Genomic DNA, 17,653 nt, shown 5'->3' on the forward strand with positions numbered 1-17,653 from the left:
GCCGATCATGACGCAAGAAGAAGTGCGGGCGCGCATCGCCGAACTGTCCGCCTTCGTCGCGCCGCGCCGCGAGTCGCCCTGGCGCCGCGTGGTGCGCCATTTCATCGCCTCGAAGTCGGCCATGCTGGGCCTGGCCATCGTGCTGCTGCTGATCGCGGCCGCGCTGGTCGCGCCCTGGATCACGCCGCAGAACCCGTACGACCTGATGCAGCTGGACGTGATGGATGCGCGCCTGCATCCCGGCACGCCCAACGGCGCCGGCACGTTCACCTATTGGCTGGGCACCGACGGCCAGGGCCGCGACCTGGTCTCGGCCATCCTGTACGGCCTGCGCATCAGCGTGGGCATCGGCGTCGGCTCGGCGCTGATCGCCGGCATCATCGGCACGCTGGTCGGGCTGCTGGCGGCCTATGCCGGCGGCAAGGTCGATACGCTGCTGATGCGCCTGGCCGACCTGGTGCTGTCGTTCCCGTCGATCCTGGTGGCGATGCTGATCCTGGCCTATGTCGGCAAGGGCATCATGAACGTGATGATCACGCTGGTGGTGCTGGAATGGGCCTACTACGCCCGCACCGCGCGCGGCCAGGCGCTGGTCGAGCGCCAGAAGGAATATGTGGAAGCGGCGCGCGGGCTGAACCTGTCGGCGTGGCGCATCATGGTGCGCCACATCCTGCCCAACTGCCTGCCGCCGCTGATCGTGATCGGCACGCTGCAGGTAGCGCGCGCCATCACGCTGGAGGCGACCCTGTCCTTCCTCGGCCTGGGCGTGCCCATTACCGAACCGTCGCTGGGCCTGCTCATTTCCAACGGCTACCAGTACATGCTCTCGGGCGAATACTGGATCAGCTTCTACCCCGGCATCACGCTGCTGGTGGTGATCGTGGCCATCAACCTGGTGGGCGACCGCCTGCGCGACATCCTGAACCCGAGGTGGCAGAAGTGAGCGCGCCCAACAATATTCCTACATTGGAAGTGCGCAACTTGCGCACCCATTTCTTCACCCCCGACGGCGTGCTGCCGGCGGTGGACGATGTTTCGCTGTCGGTTGCACGCGGCCGCATCCTCGGCCTGGTGGGAGAATCCGGCTCGGGCAAGAGCGTGACCGGCTTCTCCATCCTTGGCATGGTCGACGCGCCGGGCCGCATCGTCGGCGGCGAGATCCTGTTCCAGGGGCGCGACCTGGTGAAGATGAACCGCACCGAATTGCGCGAGCTGCAGGGCAACCGCATCGCCATGATCTTCCAGGATCCGATGATGACGCTCAACCCGGTGTTGAAGGTCGAGGCGCAGATGGTGGATGCCGTGCTGGCGCACAGCAAGCTCAGTCGCCAGGCCGCGCGCGAACTGGCGCGCGACACCTTGGGCATGATGGGCATCGCCAGCCCGGAAGAACGCTTGCAGGCCTATCCGCACCAGCTCTCTGGCGGCATGCGCCAGCGCGTGGCGATCGCCATCGCGCTGTTGCACAAGCCCGACCTGATCATCGCCGACGAGCCGACCACCGCGCTGGACGTGACCATCCAGGCGCAGATCCTGTCGGAAGTGCAGAAGCTGGCGCGCCAGCACGGCACCGCGCTGATCTGGATCACCCACGACCTGTCGGTAGTGGCCGGCCTGGCCGATGAAGTGGCGGTGATGTATGCCGGACGCATCGTCGAGCAGGGCGCGGTCGACGCCGTGCTGGACGCGCCGCTGCACCCCTACACGCAAGGCCTGATCGGCAGCCTGCCCAGCAATAACCGCAAGGGTGGCAGCAGCCGCCTGCGCCAGATTCCCGGCATGACGCCCAACCTGCTGCACTTGCCGCCGACCTGCGCCTTCGCCGCGCGCTGCGAGTGGGTCAGCCAGCAATGCCTCGTAGCGCCCGCCTTGAGCGAGCCGCTGGCCGGCCGCCTGGTGCGCTGCTTCCATCCGGCGCAATATGAATCGAAGGTGCCACACCATGCATGACGTGCAACATCAGGCCGTCCCCATCATCGAAACGCGCGGCGTCAGCAAGCGCTTCGGCGAACGTCGCGCCGGCTGGCTGGCGCGCCAGTTGCAGCAGCGCGGCTGGACGCGCGCGCCGGCCGTCACGCGGGCACTCGACCAGGTCGACCTCAAGGTCATGCCCGGCGAAGTGGTGGGGCTGGTGGGCGAGTCCGGCTGCGGCAAGTCGACGCTGGGCCGCATCGCCTGCGGCCTGCTCGAGCCGTCGGACGGCCAGGCGCTGGTGGGCGGGCGCGACCGCGCCGCGCTCACCGGCGCCGAGCGCGAGGCGGCCCGGCTGGACGTGCAGATGATCTTCCAGAATCCCTACGCCAGCCTCAACCCGCGCCTGCGCATCGACCAGATCGTGGGCGAGGCGGCCCAGGTCAACGGCAAGGTCGAAGGCGACCTGGACGACTACGTTTGCCGCCAGCTGCTGCGCGCCGGGCTCGATCCGGCGCTGCGCGACCGCTATCCGCACCAGTTCTCCGGCGGCCAGCGCCAGCGCATCGGCATCGCTCGCGCGCTGGCGGTGCAGCCGCGCATGCTGGTCTGCGACGAGGCGGTGGCGGCGCTGGACGTGTCGATCCAGGCGCAGATCCTGAACCTGTTCGCCGACCTGCGCGAGCAGCTCGGCCTGACCTACCTGTTCATCAGCCATGACCTGGGCGTGGTGGAGCATGTCTCCGACCGCGTGGTGATCATGTACCTGGGGCGGGTGGTGGAGAGCGCGCCGGTGCAGGAGCTGTTCGGCCACGCCAACCATCCCTACACCCAGGCGCTGCTGGCCGAGGTGCCGCGCCTGTCGGCGCGCAAGAAGGAGTTCACGGCGATCACCGGCGAGATCCCCAGCCCGCTGCACCCGCCTTCCGGCTGCCACTTCAACCCGCGCTGCCCGTACGCCACGCAGCGCTGCCGCGAGGAGGCGCCGGCGCTGAAGGAAATCGCGCCCGGCCACATGAGCGCCTGCCATCTCAACGACGGTGGCTGAAATACATGACACGCTCTAAACGCATGACCGCAGTACCGATGATCCGATTGCTTTCAACCTGACACACAACAGAGGAAACAAGCTCATGAAAAAGACGCTCCTGACCCGCCTGCTGGCAGTCGCCCTGACCGGCGTGGCACTGGCCTCGGCCGCCGATGCGGTTCGCGCGCAGAACCTGAATATCGCCTTCGCCGACCCGTTGTCCTCGCTGGACCCGCAGCTGAACAACCACGCCGGCGACCGCTCGGTGGACCTGCATTTCTGGGACCTGCTGGTGGAGAACAACTACAACAAGCTGCAGCCCGGCCTGGCCGTGTCGTGGAAGAACATCGACCCCAAGACCTGGGAGTTCAAGCTGCGCCCCAACGTCAAGTGGCAGGACGGCAAGCCGTTCACCGCCGACGACGTGATCTTCTCCTACCAGCGCGCGCGTAGCGTGCCGGGCAGCGTGGCGACCTTCGCCGGCTACCTGCGCACGGTGGAGTCCGTCAGCGCCAAGGACCCGCTGACGCTGGTGATCAAGACCAACATCCCCAACCCCGACCTGCCGCTGAACCTGGCCTCGGTGCATATCGTCAGCAAGCATGTGGGTGAGAAGTCCGCCACCGAGAACTACAACAGCGGCGCCGCCGTGGTCGGCACCGGCCCTTACAAGTTCGTTTCCTACACCCCGGGCGACCGCGTGGTGATGCAGCGCAACGACGGCTACTGGGGCGGCAAGGCATTGTGGGACAAGGTCAACTACCGCTACATCAACAACGCCGCCGCGCGCACCGCGGCGCTGCTGTCGGGCGACGTGGACGTGATCGACAAGGTATCGGTGTCCGACATCGCCAAGCTCAAGCAGTCGCCCAACGTCGAGGTCTATCCGTACAACGGCCTGCGCGTGCTGCTGATCCAGCCGAGCTTCCATGAAGGCCCGAGCCCGTACATCACCGACAACGCCGGCAAGCAGCTGGACAAGAATCCGCTCTTGGACGTGCGCGTGCGCCGCGCCATGTCGCTGGCGATCAACCGCAAGGCGGTGATCGACCGCATCCTGCAAGGCGCCGCCACCGAGGCCAACCAGTGGATGCCGTCGGAGACCTTCGGCTACAACCCGGAGATCAAGAACATCCCGTTCGACGCCGCCCAGGCCAAGAAGCTGCTGGCCGAAGCCGGCTTCCCGGACGGCTTCAAGCTGACCATTCACGTGCCTAACGACCGTTACCCGCAAGCGCCGGAAACCATGCAGGCAGTGGCCCAGTTCTGGACCCGCATCGGCATCAAGACCCAGGTCGAGGTGCTGCCGTGGGCGTCCTACTCCTCGCGCGCCAACAAGAACGAGTTCGCAGTGTCGGTACTGGCATGGGGCAACGGCACCGGCGAAGCCAGCTACGCGCTGGTCAACGTGCTGGGCACGGTCGACGCCAAGAAGGGCATCGGCGCTTCCAACTGGAACCACTACAGCAACCCGGCCGTGGACAAGGCGCTGGCCGACTCCACCGCCGAATTCGATCCGGCCAAGCGTGAAGCCATCCTGCGCGCTTCGGCCAAGGTGGTGTCGGACGACGTCGGCGTGATCCCGCTGTACCACTACCAGAACATCTGGGCCGCCAAGAAGGGCCTGAAGGTGACGCCGGTCAGCAGCGACCGCACCACCGCCATGATGGTCACCCAGGAAAAGAAGTAAGGCCATGCCCGACTTCTCGATCGCCGTCACCCCGGCCGACGACCTGATCGACGTGCCGCGCCGCATCGTGGTGCGCGGCGCGGCGCCGGGCGAAACGGTGCGGGTCTCGACCGCGACCGTGCGCAACGGCGCCGAGTGGGCCAGCAGCGCCCGCTTCATCGCCGACGCGCAGGGCGAGGTCGACCTTGCGATGAGCCCAGCCCTAGATGGCGATTACCGCGGCATCGACGCGATGGGTTTGCTGTGGTCGCAACAGCCGCTGCAGGCCGGCAAGCGCGACAACTTCCACGCCGATGTCATGGCGCCACTGGTGACTGTTGTCACGGCCCACGGCGCACAGGGGACGGCCAGCGCCGAGCTGGTGCAGCGCCTGGCATCGGCAGGCGTGACGCGGCGCGAAGTGCGCGAGCAGGGGCTGGTCGGCACGCTGTTTTTACCGGCCACGCCCGGCCCGCATCCGGCGGTGATGATCGTCAACGGTTCCGGCGGCGGCATCAATGAGCCGCGCGCGGCGCTGTATGCCTCGCGCGGTTATGCGGCGTTCGCGCTGGCCTACTTCAAGGCGCCGGGGCTGTCGGACTACATCTCCAACACGCCGTTGGAATATTTCGAGCGCGTCCTCGACTGGTTGCGCGCCGAGGTGCAGCCGCAGGACGATTTCGTCGCCATCAGCGGCCAGTCGCGCGGCGGTGAACTGGTGCTGCTGCTGGGCGCGACCTTCCCGCAGAAGGTGTCGGCGGTGCTGGCCTATGTGCCCAGCGCGCTGGTGCACAGCGGCCAGAACGCGGCCGATCCGGCAGTGGGGCGGGAAGGGCCGACCTGGCTCCTGCGCGGCCAGCCGCTGCCGCACCAGTGGGAAGGCAACCGCCGCGCCAGCTGGAAACCCTTCGACGAAGGCCCGTCGCCGCACCGCCACGAACTGGCCATGCTGACCGCGCTGCAGGATGAGGAAGCGGTGGCACGCGCCCGCATCCCGGTGGAGCGCATCCAGGGGCCGGTGCTGCTGCTGTCGGCCACCGATGACGGCTCCTGGCCTTCCAGCGTGTATTGCCGCATGGTCAGCGACAAGCTGGCCGAGGTGAGGCATGCCTGGCCGGTGGTGTGGCGCGACTATGCCAATGCCGGGCATTCGATCCTGTTCCCGTTCGTGCCGACCACCCAGACGACCTACGCGCACCCGGTCTCGGGCCGCATCAGCACCGGCGGCGGCGAGCCGGCGGCCAATGCCCGCGCCGACCTCGATTCCTGGCAGCATGCGCAGCAGTTCCTGCGCGATGCCGTCTCCCAACACAAGCTCCGAAAGGAAACACCATGAGCACTCCCGTCTACGACATCAACCACGATGTCATCGACCAACTGGCCGGCCTCGAACCCGGCAGCCCGCTGCACGCATTGCGCCATCAGCGCGACAAGGTCGCCGCCGCCACCCAGGGCAGCTATGACACCTTGTTCGATCCCGTATTGGCAGGCATCGGCCTGGACGAGCGCCTGCTGGTGGCGCTGTACGCCTGCCGCCTGGCCGGCGCCGCCGACCTGGCCGCGCACTACCGCGCACGCCTGCAGGCCTTGCCGGCCGACGCGGCGCAACTGGCCGCGGCCGACAGCGGCGCGCCGGAGCAATTGCCGGAAGGCCGCCTGCGCGCCATGCTGGTGTTCACCCGCGCACTGACCCAGCGCCCGGTGGAAGGCGACCAGGCCGCCATCGAGAAACTGCCCGCCGCCGGCATCAGCACGCCGGCCGTGGTGGCGCTGTCGCAACTGATCGCGTTCATCTCCTACCAGCTGCGCGTGATCGCCGGCCTGAAGGCGATGAAGGCCGCTGCTGCCGTAGCGGCAGCCAACTGAAGGAGACTGGCATGAGCAACGTCATCAAATCGAACGGCTTCACCAACGAATCGCTGGAATGGGATGCCTGGCTGGACGTGATCGCATTGGAAAACGCGACCGAAGACCAGATCAAGGTGCTGGAAGAGAGCAACCCCAAGGCCAAGACCTCGGACTACTACCTGTTCCTGGCGCACCAGCCGGATATCCTGCGCCAGCGTTCGGCCGCCTTCAACGCCATCATGTATGCGCCGGGCGGCATGTCGCGCGCCGAGCGCGAGCTGGGTTCGCTGGTGGTGTCGCGCATCAACGGCTGCGTGTACTGCGCCTCGGTGCACGCGCAGCGCTTCGAGCAACTGGCCAAGCGCAACGACACGGTGCAGCAGGTGTTCGACAATCCCTACGGTTCGGGCATCGACGCGCGCGAGCAAGCCATCGCCAAGTTCTCGGCCGAGCTGACCGAACAGCCGGATGCGATCGACCCGGCCAAGATCCAGGCCTTGAAGGATGTCGGCCTGAACGAGCTGGAAGTGCTGGATCTGATCCACTCGATCGCCATCTTCGCCTGGGCCAACCGCCTGATGCTGAACCTGGGCGAGCCGGTGTTCCCGGACGGCAGCAAGGCCGAAGCGCAGTGATCTTTGTCAAACCAGAAAAGGAGACCCCATGCTGATCCCCGACCATCTCGTTTATGCCGAGACCCATGAATGGGTCAAGGTAGAGGAAGACGGCACGCTGGCCGTCGGTATCACCGATTTCGGCCAGGAGCAACTGGGGCCGCTGGTGTATGTGGAGATGCCGGCCGTCGGCGCGCAAGTCAGGCGCAGCGGCGAATGCGGCATCGTGGAGTCGAACAAGACCGCATCCGACCTGCATGCGCCGGTCGATGGTGAGGTGGTTGCCATCAACCAGGCGCTGGTGGAAACGCCGGACGCCGTCAATGGCGCGCCTTACGATCAGTGGATCTTCAAGATCAAGCCGGCGGCGCCGTTCTCGAACGAGGGCTTTCTCGACGCGGCCGGATATCTCAAGCTGATTTCCTGACGCCGTTTCAGGAGGCCGACCGGGCGGCGCGGATGTCGAAAGCGCCGCCGGTCTGCGCGCGGTCGCGCAAGGTGACCGCCTGCTTGCCGAGCAACGGGAACACCAGCTCGGCGAAGCGTATCGATTCTTCCAGGTGCGGATAGCCGGACAGCACGAAGGTGTCCACGCCCAGGTCCGCGTATTCCTGCAGCCGCTCGGCCACCGTGGCGGCATCCCCCACCAACGAAGTGCCGGCGCCGCCGCGCACCAGCCCCACGCCGGCCCACAGGTTGGGCGCTATCTCCAGCTTGTCGCGCCGGCCGCCGTGCAGCGCGGCCATGCGCTGCTGTCCCACCGAATCCATGCGGGTGTAATTTTTCTGGGCGCGGGCGATATCCTCGTCGGTCAGCTTGCTGATCAGGCGTTCGGCATCGGCCCAGGCTTCTTCATTGGTCTCGCGCACGATCACGTGCAGGCGCACGCCGAAGCGCACGGTGCGCCCTTGTGTTGCGGCGCGCGCACGTACGTCGGCGATTTTTTGCGCGACTGCGGCGGGCGGTTCGCCCCAGGTCAGGTAGGCGTCCACATGCTTGGCGGCCAGGTCGTGGGCGGCGTCGGAGGAGCCGCCGAAATACAGCGGCGGATAGGGTTTTTGCAGCGCGGGGTGGAATACCTGGCCCTGGCGGATACGGAAGTGCTTGCCTTCATAGTCCACCGTTTCGCCTTGCAGCAGGCGGCGCCAGATGGTGAGGTATTCATCGGCGGCCTCGTAGCGCTCGTCGTGTTTCAGGAACACGCCATCGGCTTCCAGTTCGGTGGCGTCGCCGCCCGGCACCACGTTCAACAGCAGGCGGCCGTTCAGGGCCTGGTCCAGCGTGGCGGCTTGGCGCGCCGAAGGGCCGGGGCCGCCTAATGACGTGCGTAGCGCCACCAGCAGCTTGATCCTGTGCGTCACCGGCACCAGGCTGGCGGCCACCACCCACGGGTCTAGGCAGGAGGCGCCGGTGGGGATCAGCAGGCCGTCATAGCCGAGGTTTTCGCTGGTGACGGCGATCTGGCGCATGTAGTCGATGGTCGGCGCGCGGCCGAAGTCGGACGTGCCCAGGTAGCGGGTGTCGCCTGAGGTGGGGAGGAACCAGAAGATGTTGAGGGACATGGGGTGTTTCTTTGTTTGTTCGGTTTTGTTATTAGAGCGCTGTGGGTTTTTGGTGGCTAAGAATGTTTTTGCATTTGCTTAGTTGGGAAATGTGTTTTGTTGTTTTGGGGAGTGAGTTTGGGTAGTCTGGTCTTGCTGCTGGTCGATGTACTGGCTTAATGTTTTTCTTTCTCCGGTCGAAGGGGAGCGCCGGGGGCGGCCCGGCAGCCGCTCACTTTCTTTGGCCCGCCAAAGAAAGTAAGCAAAGAAAGGCGGCCCCTAAGTGCCAGCCCCTTCGGGGTACCCGTTGGAGCGCGGTAAAAAATGGGCGAGGCAGAGTCGCTACGCTCCGACTGCCCCGCTGATCCATTTTTTACCGCCCTCCAACGGCTGGCCCACAAGGGGAGGCAAACCTGAACGCCTCGCCTGCGGCATCGGGATTGGTACAGAGAGGCGCTGGCGCCTCCAGAGCAATGGCCGGTTCCCGGTTCCCTCGATTTTCCGCAAGTACCGCGATGCCGAAGGCGAGCCGTTTCCGAAGTCCGCATCTAACCAGCCGGCGGAGTGGGCAAAAAAATGGATCAGCAAGGCAGTCGGAGCGAAGCGACTCTGCATTGCCCATTTTTTTGCCCGCTCCGCCGGGGACCCCGAAGGGGCTGGGTAGTTGCGGTCGCCTTCTTTGGCTTACTTTTCTTGGCGAGACAAGAAAAGTGAGCGGCTGCCGGGCCGCCCCCGGCGCTCCGCTCCGACCGGAGAAAGAAAAGCATAAAGCCAGTACATCGACCAGTAGCAAGACCAGACTACCCAAACAAATAAACAATCCGGCTCCTACACACTAGAGACCCTCTTTCGATGTGCATCAACGGCCATGGCGCATACGCTCCATAGCCGTTGATGCACAATAAAAGCCGCTGGTTCTCTTATTGCGTTGCAGTAAAATGACGCCTTCATCGCATGCCAGCGACCGCTGGCAATGCCTTCCCGCAGACCAGACCTATAATCCGGCCCGCCATCCGCGGCAGGCCTTCGCCGCCGCCATGACCGATGCCGCCGTTTCATCCTCGCCCACTCCCTCACGCCTGCGCGACTTCCGCCAGAACACGCTGGCCGGCCTGACCACCGCCTTCGCCCTGGTGCCCGAATGCATCGCGTTCGCCCTGGTGGCCCAGTTGAATCCATTGATGGGACTGTACGGCGCCTTCTTCATCTGCACCATCACCGCGCTGTTCGGCGGCCGGCCAGGCATGATTTCCGGCGCCGCCGGTTCGATGGCGGTGGTGATCGTGGCGCTGGTGGCGCAGCATGGGGCGCAATACTTCCTGGCCACGGTGCTGCTGTCGGGCCTGGTGATGGTGTTGTTCGGCGCGCTGCGCCTGGGCAAGCTGGTGCGCATGGTGCCGCATCCGGTGATGCTGGGCTTCGTCAACGGCCTGGCCATCGTGATCGCGCTGGCGCAACTCGAACACTTCCGCCATCCCACGCCGTCCGGCCCGGTATGGCTGCAAGGTACGCCGCTGGCCATCATGCTAGGCCTGACCTTGCTCACCATGCTGATCACCTGGCTGTTGCCGCGCGTGACCCGCGCGGTGCCGCCGGCGCTGGCGGCGATCCTTGGCGTCGGCTTGCTGGTGCAGCTGACGGGACTGCACACGCCGACGCTGGGCGACATGGCCAGGATCGCCGGCGGCTTGCCGCTGTGGCATTTCCCCGAGGTGCCGATGAACCTGGAGACCCTGCGCATCATCGCCCCGTATGCGGTGCTGATGGCCATCGTCGGCCTGCTGGAAACCCTGCTCACCTTCAACCTCACCGACGAGATCACCGCCAGCCGCGGCCAGCCCAACCGCGAATGCCTGGCGCTGGGGGCGGCCAATGTGGTGTCGGGCCTGTTCGGCGGCATGGGCGGCTGCGCCATGATCGGCCAGACCATGATCAACCTCGGTTCGGGCGGCCGTTCGCGCCTGTCCGGCGTGGTGGCCGGGGTGATGATCCTGATGTTCATCCTGTTCCTGGCGCCGGCCATCGAACGCATCCCGCTGGCCGCGCTGGCCGGGGTGATGTTCGTGGTGGCGCAGGAAACCTTCGCCTGGGGTTCGCTGCGCGTGCTGGGCAAGGTGCCCAGGAACGACGCCATCGTGATCGTCGCCGTGACCGTCATTACCGTCTTCACCGACCTGGCCGTGGCGGTGCTGTGCGGCATCGTGATCGCCGCGCTCAACTTCGCCTGGGAACATGCGCGCGAGATCCGCGCCGATGTAGCCGACAACGCCGACGGTTCGCGCACCTACCTGCCGCACGGCACGCTGTTCTTCGCTTCGTCGGCCCACTTCCTCGAACTGTTCGACCCGCAGCGCGATCCGCAGCGGGTGGTGCTGGATTGCCGCCATCTGCGGCTGGCGGACCATTCGGCGATCGCGGCGCTGCAAACGCTGAGCGAACGCTATGCCAGGGCCGGCAAGAATTTGCGGCTGGAATCCTTGTCCAGGCGCTGCCAGGCGCTGTTGCAGCGGGCCGGAGTAGAACTGACATAAAAAATGCCGGTGCGAAGTCTGCACGTACCGGCGTTTTATCTTGCAGAGCGCATTGGGTTTGAGACTATTCTCATGGTGGGATGCGCAGGATATTTGGACAATCTAGGCTTTCCCAAGGAGCGAGTCGTGTTGTCCAAACCTAATCGCTTATCGGCCGCCATGCTGCTTCTGTTGACCGCCGGTTCCGCTTACGGCGCTTGCAATGTCGTGCGAGTGCCTGCCGATCAAGAATTTCAAGGCCAGGAAGTGATTTATTCATTTCCGAGTGACCGTGTTTCGATTCCGCGCAATTTACCGGTCGGAAGCATTATTGCGCGTGCGCGGATTCGCAGTATCACTCAAACTGGCCAGGCTTTGCAATGTCAACCGGGAGATCGCGTACGAGAGACTGTTAATGCGGCCACGGATACTCGTAATGATGGAATCAACGGCTATCTGAGAAGGGGAGACGGTTCCATGAGCGATGCCGGAGTCGTTTATCGTATCCTTCAATCCGATGGCAATCCTACGCAGTTGACCAGCGTTTCAGTGCGGACGACACCAAGTAATGGGGGGGCTTGGGGGATACCGTCTGCGCATGTCAGAAGAGATGCTGCGGAAATCGTACTGGTGAAAACTTCGGATGTCGTCCATTCCGGGACGGTATTTTCGGCGGGACTCAAGCGGCGCATCAATGCTGTCGATTTTTACAATGCTCCCGGCGGCCGCTTGATCGCGGCCACGATGACAACTACCAACAGCGTGACAATCGTGCCGCAGACCTGCGAGATGACATCCCCGGCAACGGTGTCGCTGGGCAATCACCGCAGAACGGCATTCACTGGCGTAGGCAGCACCACGCCGACCACTTCCTTCAGGATCAGCATTGACTGCACCGGCGTACAAACCGCCGTTCACATGACCATGAGCGATCCGAGCAATGTCGCCAATCGCAGCAGCACCTTGCCGCTGACGAGCACGTCGACCGCCTCGGGCGTCGGCGTGCAAATATTGCGCGGTTCGACCGATACGCTGGTCAGTTTCGGCCCGGATTCCGCAGCCGCAGGCAACCCGAACCAATTCAAACTGTTTGATGCGACTGCGGCTACTCCTACCCATATCGAGACTTTCAGGGCGCGTTACGTGCAGACTGCGGAGACGGTAGCGCCGGGTACGGCTAATAGCGTGGTCACCATGACCATGTCTTATCAGTAGCATTGGGTGCAACAGCCGGCAGGGTGAATGCCGGTGCCGAGGCCAATTTCCCCTTTTTATTCATCACGCCATTTATTCAATCAATACCGATCTCAGTGATGGTCGGCTTGTATCGGGATGATACAAGCCGGGGTTTATTGTTTTTTTTTGAAAAAAAGACAAATATTATTTGAGATTATTTTGCGTCGTCCGTCGGCGTGACCTTTGTCAGTGCCCGCCGCGCATTTGAGACTATTCCTATCGTGCCGCGCGGGCGTCTGGCCTAGACTGCGATCCTGTTATTGATTTTCGCCGGGATCGGGACTTCGCAATGTTCATTTCATCTTCGGGGCGCCTGTTGCTGGTCGCGGCGGTGCTGTGTCTGTGTTCTTTCACCGCGCGGGCGGAGTGTCGGCAGGCGAATATTAATAATGTGATGGTGAATATTCCAGGCGAGGCCATATCGATACCGCCCAGTACCAAGGCGGGCGATGTCCTTTACGACCGGATCGTGCCGTTCCAGATTGTCTTCGGGCAAGCTCCGCTCTACCTGCAATGCTCCGGTCCCACGCCTAACTACCTGTTTTTATTCAACGATTGCACGACCAGGATATGCAGGACGGGGATTCCCTCGCTGGGGATCACTGTCGATCTGGGCCTGCCCAATTATGAGCCCGTTTTGCAGCGGTACAGGCTGCCGGATGGCGACTTGTCAGAGCCGATCAATGTCAAGGCGCGGGTGCGGGTCCACGCGTTGAGGGATTTCTGGAACATCAACAACGGCCACTTGTTCTACGGTGGTAATGGCCCTACGGCCATATCGGCGTGGCCCTCGACGGGCATGGGAGCGACCGGTTGGTACTTTAGCGCAGGCGGTCTTCGTGCGGTCGGAACGACCTGTGCGATGACGGCGCCCGACGTGGTTGCCCTGCCGACAGTGGCGAGCAAGGAGCTGACGGGAATAGGTTCGACCGCCAAACCACGGGACTTCAATATCACCCTCAATTGCTCCAGGGAGCGGGAAGTATCCCAAATTGGCGTTGCCTTCAGTCCGACATATAGGCATCCTTCCGGCGCGCCGGGGGTGATCGCCACGGATATCGGGAGCGGCAACGCCAACAACGTCGCCTTCCAGATCATCAACAAAACGACGCAAAGGCCGATCGAATTCGGCCAGCTTGAGCGGGGTACCCCAATGGTCAATGGCAGCGCCCAGTACCCCTTCACCGTGCGGTACTACCAGACCGGCGCGACCATCGCGCCAGGGCCGGTACGCGGGCGGGTGGTGGTGACGATCCAGATGCAATAGCGGATCAGCGCGCGGTCGGGCCTCCCGGCCCTTTGGCGAACGGCCCGTATTGCAAGATGCGGGCCGTTTCCTTTGCTGACGCCCCAATGGCGCAGGAAACCTTCGCCGGGGGCTGTTGCAGCGGGCCGGAATGGTTTGTGAAGAGCCGATAGGCACAATCTGCAAGAGGGTTATCCACTAGAAGGCGGAGCCGGTAGACGATCAGGCCAGCATGCCGTCGCGCGGATGGGGGAGAGGTTTGGAGGCGTTTTTAAGACTTTTCTCATATAAGTACGAGGAACGAATTGGCAAACTGACGTCACTGCATCAAGCAAACGAAGTCGGCAAACAGCGCGATGCATATGAATCCCATTCGACACAGAACCGAGGAAACCATCATGCCAAAGATCACCGCCCGCTCCGCCTTCGTCGCCATCGCCGCTGCCCTGGCATCGGCCGCCGCCTTCGCCGGCCCCAGCGCCGAACTCAAGGTCACCGGCGTCATCAAGCCGGTCGCCTGCACGCCCACCATCGGCAGCGCCGGTGTGGTCGACTACGGCACCATCGCCGCCGGCTCGCTGGCCGCAGGCCGCTACACGTTGCTCGAGACCAAGGAAGTGCCCTTCTCGATCACTTGCGAAGCGCCGGTCAGGATGGCCGTGACCGCGCTCGACAACAAGGCGTCCACCAAGGTCACCGGCCTGGCGCCGCAGATCTCGGCAACTGCCGGCGAAGCCAGCATGTTCGGCCTGGGCGCGGCTGCCGGCAAGAACATCGGCGCTTTCCATTTCAACATGAAGCAAGGCTCGTTCACCGGCGACGGCACGACGGTCGATATCATCGGCGCCACCGTTTCCGCTACCCCGAGCTGGACCAGGGCCGCCGCCGGCGGCATGTCGACCAACCGCATGTTGTCCTGGGCGCCGGCCGGCAGCACCGCTCCAGGTTCCTACCAAACCGTCTCCGGCACCTTGTCTGTCACCGCGGTCCTGAACCGGCCCGAAAACCTGGACCTGACCCAGGAGATCAACCTGGACGGTTCGGCCACGATCGAAGTGAAATATTTGTGAGGGATTGGTATCCTCGGCAGGAATGAGGTTGAAGATTTTCTTATCCGGGTATGGCTTGCCGCAGACGGCAGGGTCTTCAACGGACTGCATAATAAAGACAAGGAGGGCAATCATGAACAAGCTGGCAGCATTTCTTGCGGGCGCGGCCATGGCGTGGTCCGGCAGCGCCATGGCCGCGCCGACCACGGAATTGACGGTCAATGGCCAGATCAAGCCGCGCGCATGCACCTTTACCATCGGCAATAACGGCTATGTCGACTATGGCCTGATTTCCAGCAACCAATTGCAAAGCGGGAGATTCACCCCGTTGGATGAGAAAACCGTTTCCTTTTCCATCAATTGCGATCAGCCGACCTATCTGGCGGTCGGGGCGACCGATAACCGGGCTTCTTCAAGGATTTATTCCCGCGAGATGGACGCGGCCTACGGTCCCTTGACCACCGAGACGTATTTCACGACATATGGACTGGGCAGCGTGGCAGGCAAGAACATCGGGGCATTCCGCTTGCGAATGGTGTCGGTCACCGCGGATGGCGCCAATAGCACGGTCTTTTATGGCGTCGAGGCGGGCTACCACGTGGCGTATATGGGGGCAGTACTGCAGTATCAATATAGAACCTATTTTTCCGGCGGAATCAACGGCGGCGGCCGGCCCCACAAGGACATTTCGGGCGAGCTGGCCGTCAAGCCGGTGCTGGCGAAGCGGGAGAATCTGCCGCTGACGGAAGAAATCAACCTGGATGGCAGCGTCACCCTGGAGTTGTATTACCGCTGAGCGCGACTGGCGTTCGCCATAAAAAAGCTCGCCAACGGCGGGCAAGTACCACGGGAAACGCTTGAATCCATCACGGTCCGCATCGCAAGATGCGGGCCGTTTCTTTTTGCGCGGCCTACAGGCCGAGATAATCCTGTTTGCCCAGCTTGACGCCCCGGTGGCGCAGGATGCCGTAGGCGGTGACGACGTGGAACATGAAGTTGGGCAAGCCGAACTGCGTCAGGTAAGCCAGGCCGCTCATGGCGTGTTCTTCGCCGCGCAGCATCATCTTGATCTTGCGTTCTTCCTGGCCGTCGATGGCGTCGGCCGGGATGCCTTCGAGGAACACGATGGTCTTGTTGATGCGCGCCTGCAGTTCGTCGAAACTGGTTTCGTCGTCCGGGAAGTTGGGCGCGGCCAGGCCGGACAGGCGGCTGGCGGTGGCCTTGGCGGTGTCGCTGGCGCGCTGGATCTGGGCCGACAGCGGATACATGTCGTCGAACAGGCGGGCGCCGGTCAGCTCGGCCGGTTCCAGCTTGTGTTCGTCGGCGTGCTGCTCGGCCTTGTCGAGCAGGGTGGACAGGGTTTGCAGGCCGCGGATCAGAGACGGGATGCTGGCTTGATGCAGGGTGATGGGCATGGCGTTTTTCCTTTCTGTGCCGCGATCCCCGTTGTTACGGGGACGGCGGCGTTCATTTTGCGGATGACAACTGGGTGGCCGCGGGCAACTCGCCCCAGCCGCCGCCCAGGGCGCGGATCAGGTTGACGGTCGAACGCGCGCGTTCGCCATCCAGTTGCACCGAGACGCGTTGCTGCTGCAGTACGGTGCGGTCGGCGTCGATCACGTCGAAATAGCTGACCGCGCCTTCCCGGTATTGCGTGTGCGACAGCTTGGCGGCGCGCGACGAGGCGGCCACGGCTTCGTCCTGCGCCCGGTTCTGGTCGCCCAGGATGCGCAGGTTGGCCAGGTTGTCTTCCACTTCGCGGAAGGCGTTCAAGACCGTGCCGCGATAAGTGGCGACTTGCTCCTCATAACTGGCGCGGGCGCGGTCGACCCCGGCCTGGCGGCGGCCGCCGTCGAACAGCGGCACGCTCAACGCGGTGCCCACCAGCGGGCCCAGCAGGAAGGTGCGGCTGGACCAGTTGAACAGGTCGCCCAGCTGCGACGACTCGTAGCCGAGGCCGCCGGTCAGGTTCAGGCTGGGGAAGAAGGCCGACTTGGCCACGCCGACGCGGGCGTTGGCGGCGGCCATCGCGCGTTCGGCGGCGGCGATGTCGGGCCGGCGTTCCAGCAGCGCCGACGGCAGGCCGGCCGGGATGCCGATCGAGATGCGCGCGAGCGGACGGGCCGGCAGCGAGAACTCGGCCGGCGTGCTGCCCAACAGGATCGCCAGCGCGTGTTCGGCGGTGGCGCGCTGGCGCATGATGCCGAGCGCTTCCGATTGCGCCGAGGCCAGTTCCGACCTGGCGCGCGCGACGTCGACCTCGCTGATGTCGCCCTCGTCGAAGCGGCGTTGCACCAGTTTCAGCGACTGGCCGCGCAGCTCCACGGTGCCGCGGTACAGCTCCAGCGCCGCATCCAGTTCGCGCACCTGGAAGTATTGCTGGGCGACGTCGGCCTGCAGCGCCAGCAGCACCGAATGGAACAGCGCTTCGCTGCGCTGGGCATCGGCGGTGGCGGCATCGACGTTGGACGAGACGCGGCCGAACAGGTCGACCTCATACGACACGCCGACCTGGGCGCGGTACAGCGTGAACGGCTGCGTATTGGCGTCGGCCGGCAAGCCTTGCGAGGCCGGCGAGGTGCGCTGGCGGGTGGCGCCGATGCCGGCGTCCACCTGCGGGAAGTAGCCCGAGCGCGCATCGCGGGTCAGGGCGCGCGCCTGGCCCAGGCGGGCGGCGGCCGCCTTGAGGTCCTGGTTGGCTTGCTGGGCGCGCGTTTCCAGCGTGTCCAGGCTGTCGTCGTTGAAGATCTTCCACCATTCGCCGCGGGCGATGTCTTCGGCCGGCTGGGCAGCCTTCCATTGGCTGCCGTTTTCGCCGGCGGCTTCCTTGAAGGCGGTCGGGGTATCGACCGAGGGGCGTTCGTAGGTCGGCGCCACCGAGCAGCCGGCCAGCACCAGCAGTGCGGCCAGCAGCGCGGAGCCGATCCGCGCCGGGCGCAGCAGGCGGCCGGCCAGGCCGAGGCCTGTGGCGGGGGAGTTCATGTTGATTGCATTCATTT

Annotated in this window: 16 protein-coding genes; 13 read left to right on the plus strand and 3 right to left on the minus strand. The window is 64.5% G+C overall.

The window, feature by feature from the left end; genetic code table 11:
• The first annotated feature begins 7 nt into the window (after window positions 1–7).
• The 8 genes from AC07N6_RS00875 to gcvH all read left to right on the plus strand — a co-directional run bounded on the left by AC07N6_RS00875 (window position 8) and on the right by gcvH (window position 7,499).
• On the plus strand, window positions 8–943 hold the full coding sequence (locus AC07N6_RS00875; protein ID WP_494780446.1) for an ABC transporter permease: 936 nt from the start codon (window positions 8–10) through the stop codon (window positions 941–943).
• Window positions 940–1,950 carry an ABC transporter ATP-binding protein gene (locus tag AC07N6_RS00880; RefSeq protein ID WP_494780447.1) on the plus strand — a complete coding sequence of 337 codons (1,011 nt, stop codon included), beginning with the start codon at window positions 940–942 and terminating at the stop codon, window positions 1,948–1,950. Before AC07N6_RS00875 ends, AC07N6_RS00880 begins: the two co-directional genes overlap by 4 nt.
• Window positions 1,943–2,959: an ABC transporter ATP-binding protein gene (locus tag AC07N6_RS00885; RefSeq protein ID WP_494780448.1), complete on the plus strand. Its 1,017-nt coding sequence runs from the start codon at window positions 1,943–1,945 to the stop codon at window positions 2,957–2,959. Before AC07N6_RS00880 ends, AC07N6_RS00885 begins: the two co-directional genes overlap by 8 nt.
• An 85-nt stretch (window positions 2,960–3,044) precedes the next feature.
• Window positions 3,045–4,631, plus strand: a complete 1,587-nt coding sequence (locus AC07N6_RS00890; RefSeq protein ID WP_494780449.1) for an ABC transporter substrate-binding protein — start codon at window positions 3,045–3,047, stop codon at window positions 4,629–4,631.
• 4 nt (window positions 4,632–4,635) lie between these two features.
• Window positions 4,636–5,946: an acyl-CoA thioesterase/bile acid-CoA:amino acid N-acyltransferase family protein gene (locus tag AC07N6_RS00895; protein WP_494780450.1), complete on the plus strand. Its 1,311-nt coding sequence runs from the start codon at window positions 4,636–4,638 to the stop codon at window positions 5,944–5,946.
• Window positions 5,943–6,476, plus strand: coding sequence for a CMD domain protein (locus tag AC07N6_RS00900; protein WP_494780451.1), 534 nt, complete (start codon window positions 5,943–5,945; stop codon window positions 6,474–6,476). Before AC07N6_RS00895 ends, AC07N6_RS00900 begins: the two co-directional genes overlap by 4 nt.
• An 11-nt stretch (window positions 6,477–6,487) precedes the next feature.
• A complete protein-coding gene (locus tag AC07N6_RS00905; protein WP_494780452.1) occupies window positions 6,488–7,093 on the plus strand; it encodes a peroxidase-related enzyme in 606 nt (201 codons plus the stop codon).
• A 28-nt stretch (window positions 7,094–7,121) separates the two neighbouring features.
• A complete protein-coding gene (gcvH, locus tag AC07N6_RS00910) occupies window positions 7,122–7,499 on the plus strand; it encodes a glycine cleavage system protein GcvH (RefSeq protein ID WP_494780453.1) in 378 nt (125 codons plus the stop codon).
• 7 nt (window positions 7,500–7,506) lie between these two features.
• On the opposite strand, the gene ssuD is transcribed toward gcvH, so the two are convergent.
• Window positions 7,507–8,634: an FMNH2-dependent alkanesulfonate monooxygenase gene (gene ssuD, locus AC07N6_RS00915; RefSeq protein WP_494780454.1), complete on the minus strand. Its 1,128-nt coding sequence runs from the start codon at window positions 8,632–8,634 to the stop codon at window positions 7,507–7,509.
• Window positions 8,635–9,650: 1,016 nt separating this feature from the next.
• Here ssuD and AC07N6_RS00920 point away from each other — a divergent pair.
• From AC07N6_RS00920 to AC07N6_RS00940, 5 genes are all read left to right on the plus strand, one after another.
• The gene (locus AC07N6_RS00920) at window positions 9,651–11,144 is read left to right on the plus strand and encodes a SulP family inorganic anion transporter (RefSeq protein ID WP_494781257.1); all 1,494 of its coding nucleotides are present in this window, start codon (window positions 9,651–9,653) and stop codon (window positions 11,142–11,144) included.
• A 129-nt stretch (window positions 11,145–11,273) separates the two neighbouring features.
• Window positions 11,274–12,338, plus strand: a complete 1,065-nt coding sequence (locus AC07N6_RS00925; protein ID WP_494786238.1) for a fimbrial protein — start codon at window positions 11,274–11,276, stop codon at window positions 12,336–12,338.
• 310 nt (window positions 12,339–12,648) lie between these two features.
• The gene (locus AC07N6_RS00930; protein ID WP_494780456.1) at window positions 12,649–13,626 is read left to right on the plus strand and encodes a fimbrial protein; all 978 of its coding nucleotides are present in this window, start codon (window positions 12,649–12,651) and stop codon (window positions 13,624–13,626) included.
• 377 nt (window positions 13,627–14,003) lie between these two features.
• Window positions 14,004–14,675 carry a DUF1120 domain-containing protein gene (locus AC07N6_RS00935; RefSeq protein ID WP_494780457.1) on the plus strand — a complete coding sequence of 224 codons (672 nt, stop codon included), beginning with the start codon at window positions 14,004–14,006 and terminating at the stop codon, window positions 14,673–14,675.
• Between the two features lie 112 nt (window positions 14,676–14,787).
• Window positions 14,788–15,450: a DUF1120 domain-containing protein gene (locus AC07N6_RS00940; RefSeq protein WP_494780458.1), complete on the plus strand. Its 663-nt coding sequence runs from the start codon at window positions 14,788–14,790 to the stop codon at window positions 15,448–15,450.
• Between the two features lie 115 nt (window positions 15,451–15,565).
• Here the strand turns inward: AC07N6_RS00940 and AC07N6_RS00945 are convergent, their stop codons facing one another.
• On the minus strand, window positions 15,566–16,069 hold the full coding sequence (locus tag AC07N6_RS00945; protein ID WP_494780459.1) for a DUF1993 domain-containing protein: 504 nt from the start codon (window positions 16,067–16,069) through the stop codon (window positions 15,566–15,568).
• Window positions 16,070–16,121: 52 nt separating this feature from the next.
• Window positions 16,122–17,651, minus strand: coding sequence for an efflux transporter outer membrane subunit (locus AC07N6_RS00950; RefSeq protein ID WP_494780460.1), 1,530 nt, complete (start codon window positions 17,649–17,651; stop codon window positions 16,122–16,124).
• Window positions 17,652–17,653: the final 2 nt, after the last annotated feature.

The sequence above is a fragment of the Herbaspirillum sp. GW821-FHT09A12 genome, assembly GCF_059418325.1.

Bases quoted from the DNA above. Each gene is read 5' to 3' on its own strand.
- AC07N6_RS00875 (WP_494780446.1), top strand. From the start codon at position 8: ATGACGCAAGAAGAAGTGCGGGCGCGCATCGCCGAACTGTCCGCCTTC.
- AC07N6_RS00885 (WP_494780448.1), top strand. From the start codon at position 1,943: ATGCATGACGTGCAACATCAGGCCGTCCCCATCATCGAAACGCGCGGC.
- AC07N6_RS00890 (WP_494780449.1), top strand. From the start codon at position 3,045: ATGAAAAAGACGCTCCTGACCCGCCTGCTGGCAGTCGCCCTGACCGGC.
- AC07N6_RS00895 (WP_494780450.1), top strand. From the start codon at position 4,636: ATGCCCGACTTCTCGATCGCCGTCACCCCGGCCGACGACCTGATCGAC.
- AC07N6_RS00900 (WP_494780451.1), top strand. From the start codon at position 5,943: ATGAGCACTCCCGTCTACGACATCAACCACGATGTCATCGACCAACTG.
- AC07N6_RS00905 (WP_494780452.1), top strand. From the start codon at position 6,488: ATGAGCAACGTCATCAAATCGAACGGCTTCACCAACGAATCGCTGGAA.
- gcvH (WP_494780453.1), top strand. From the start codon at position 7,122: ATGCTGATCCCCGACCATCTCGTTTATGCCGAGACCCATGAATGGGTC.
- ssuD (WP_494780454.1), bottom strand. From the start codon at position 8,634: ATGTCCCTCAACATCTTCTGGTTCCTCCCCACCTCAGGCGACACCCGC.
- AC07N6_RS00920 (WP_494781257.1), top strand. From the start codon at position 9,651: ATGACCGATGCCGCCGTTTCATCCTCGCCCACTCCCTCACGCCTGCGC.
- AC07N6_RS00930 (WP_494780456.1), top strand. From the start codon at position 12,649: ATGTTCATTTCATCTTCGGGGCGCCTGTTGCTGGTCGCGGCGGTGCTG.
- AC07N6_RS00935 (WP_494780457.1), top strand. From the start codon at position 14,004: ATGCCAAAGATCACCGCCCGCTCCGCCTTCGTCGCCATCGCCGCTGCC.
- AC07N6_RS00940 (WP_494780458.1), top strand. From the start codon at position 14,788: ATGAACAAGCTGGCAGCATTTCTTGCGGGCGCGGCCATGGCGTGGTCC.
- AC07N6_RS00945 (WP_494780459.1), bottom strand. From the start codon at position 16,069: ATGCCCATCACCCTGCATCAAGCCAGCATCCCGTCTCTGATCCGCGGC.
- AC07N6_RS00950 (WP_494780460.1), bottom strand. From the start codon at position 17,651: ATGAATGCAATCAACATGAACTCCCCCGCCACAGGCCTCGGCCTGGCC.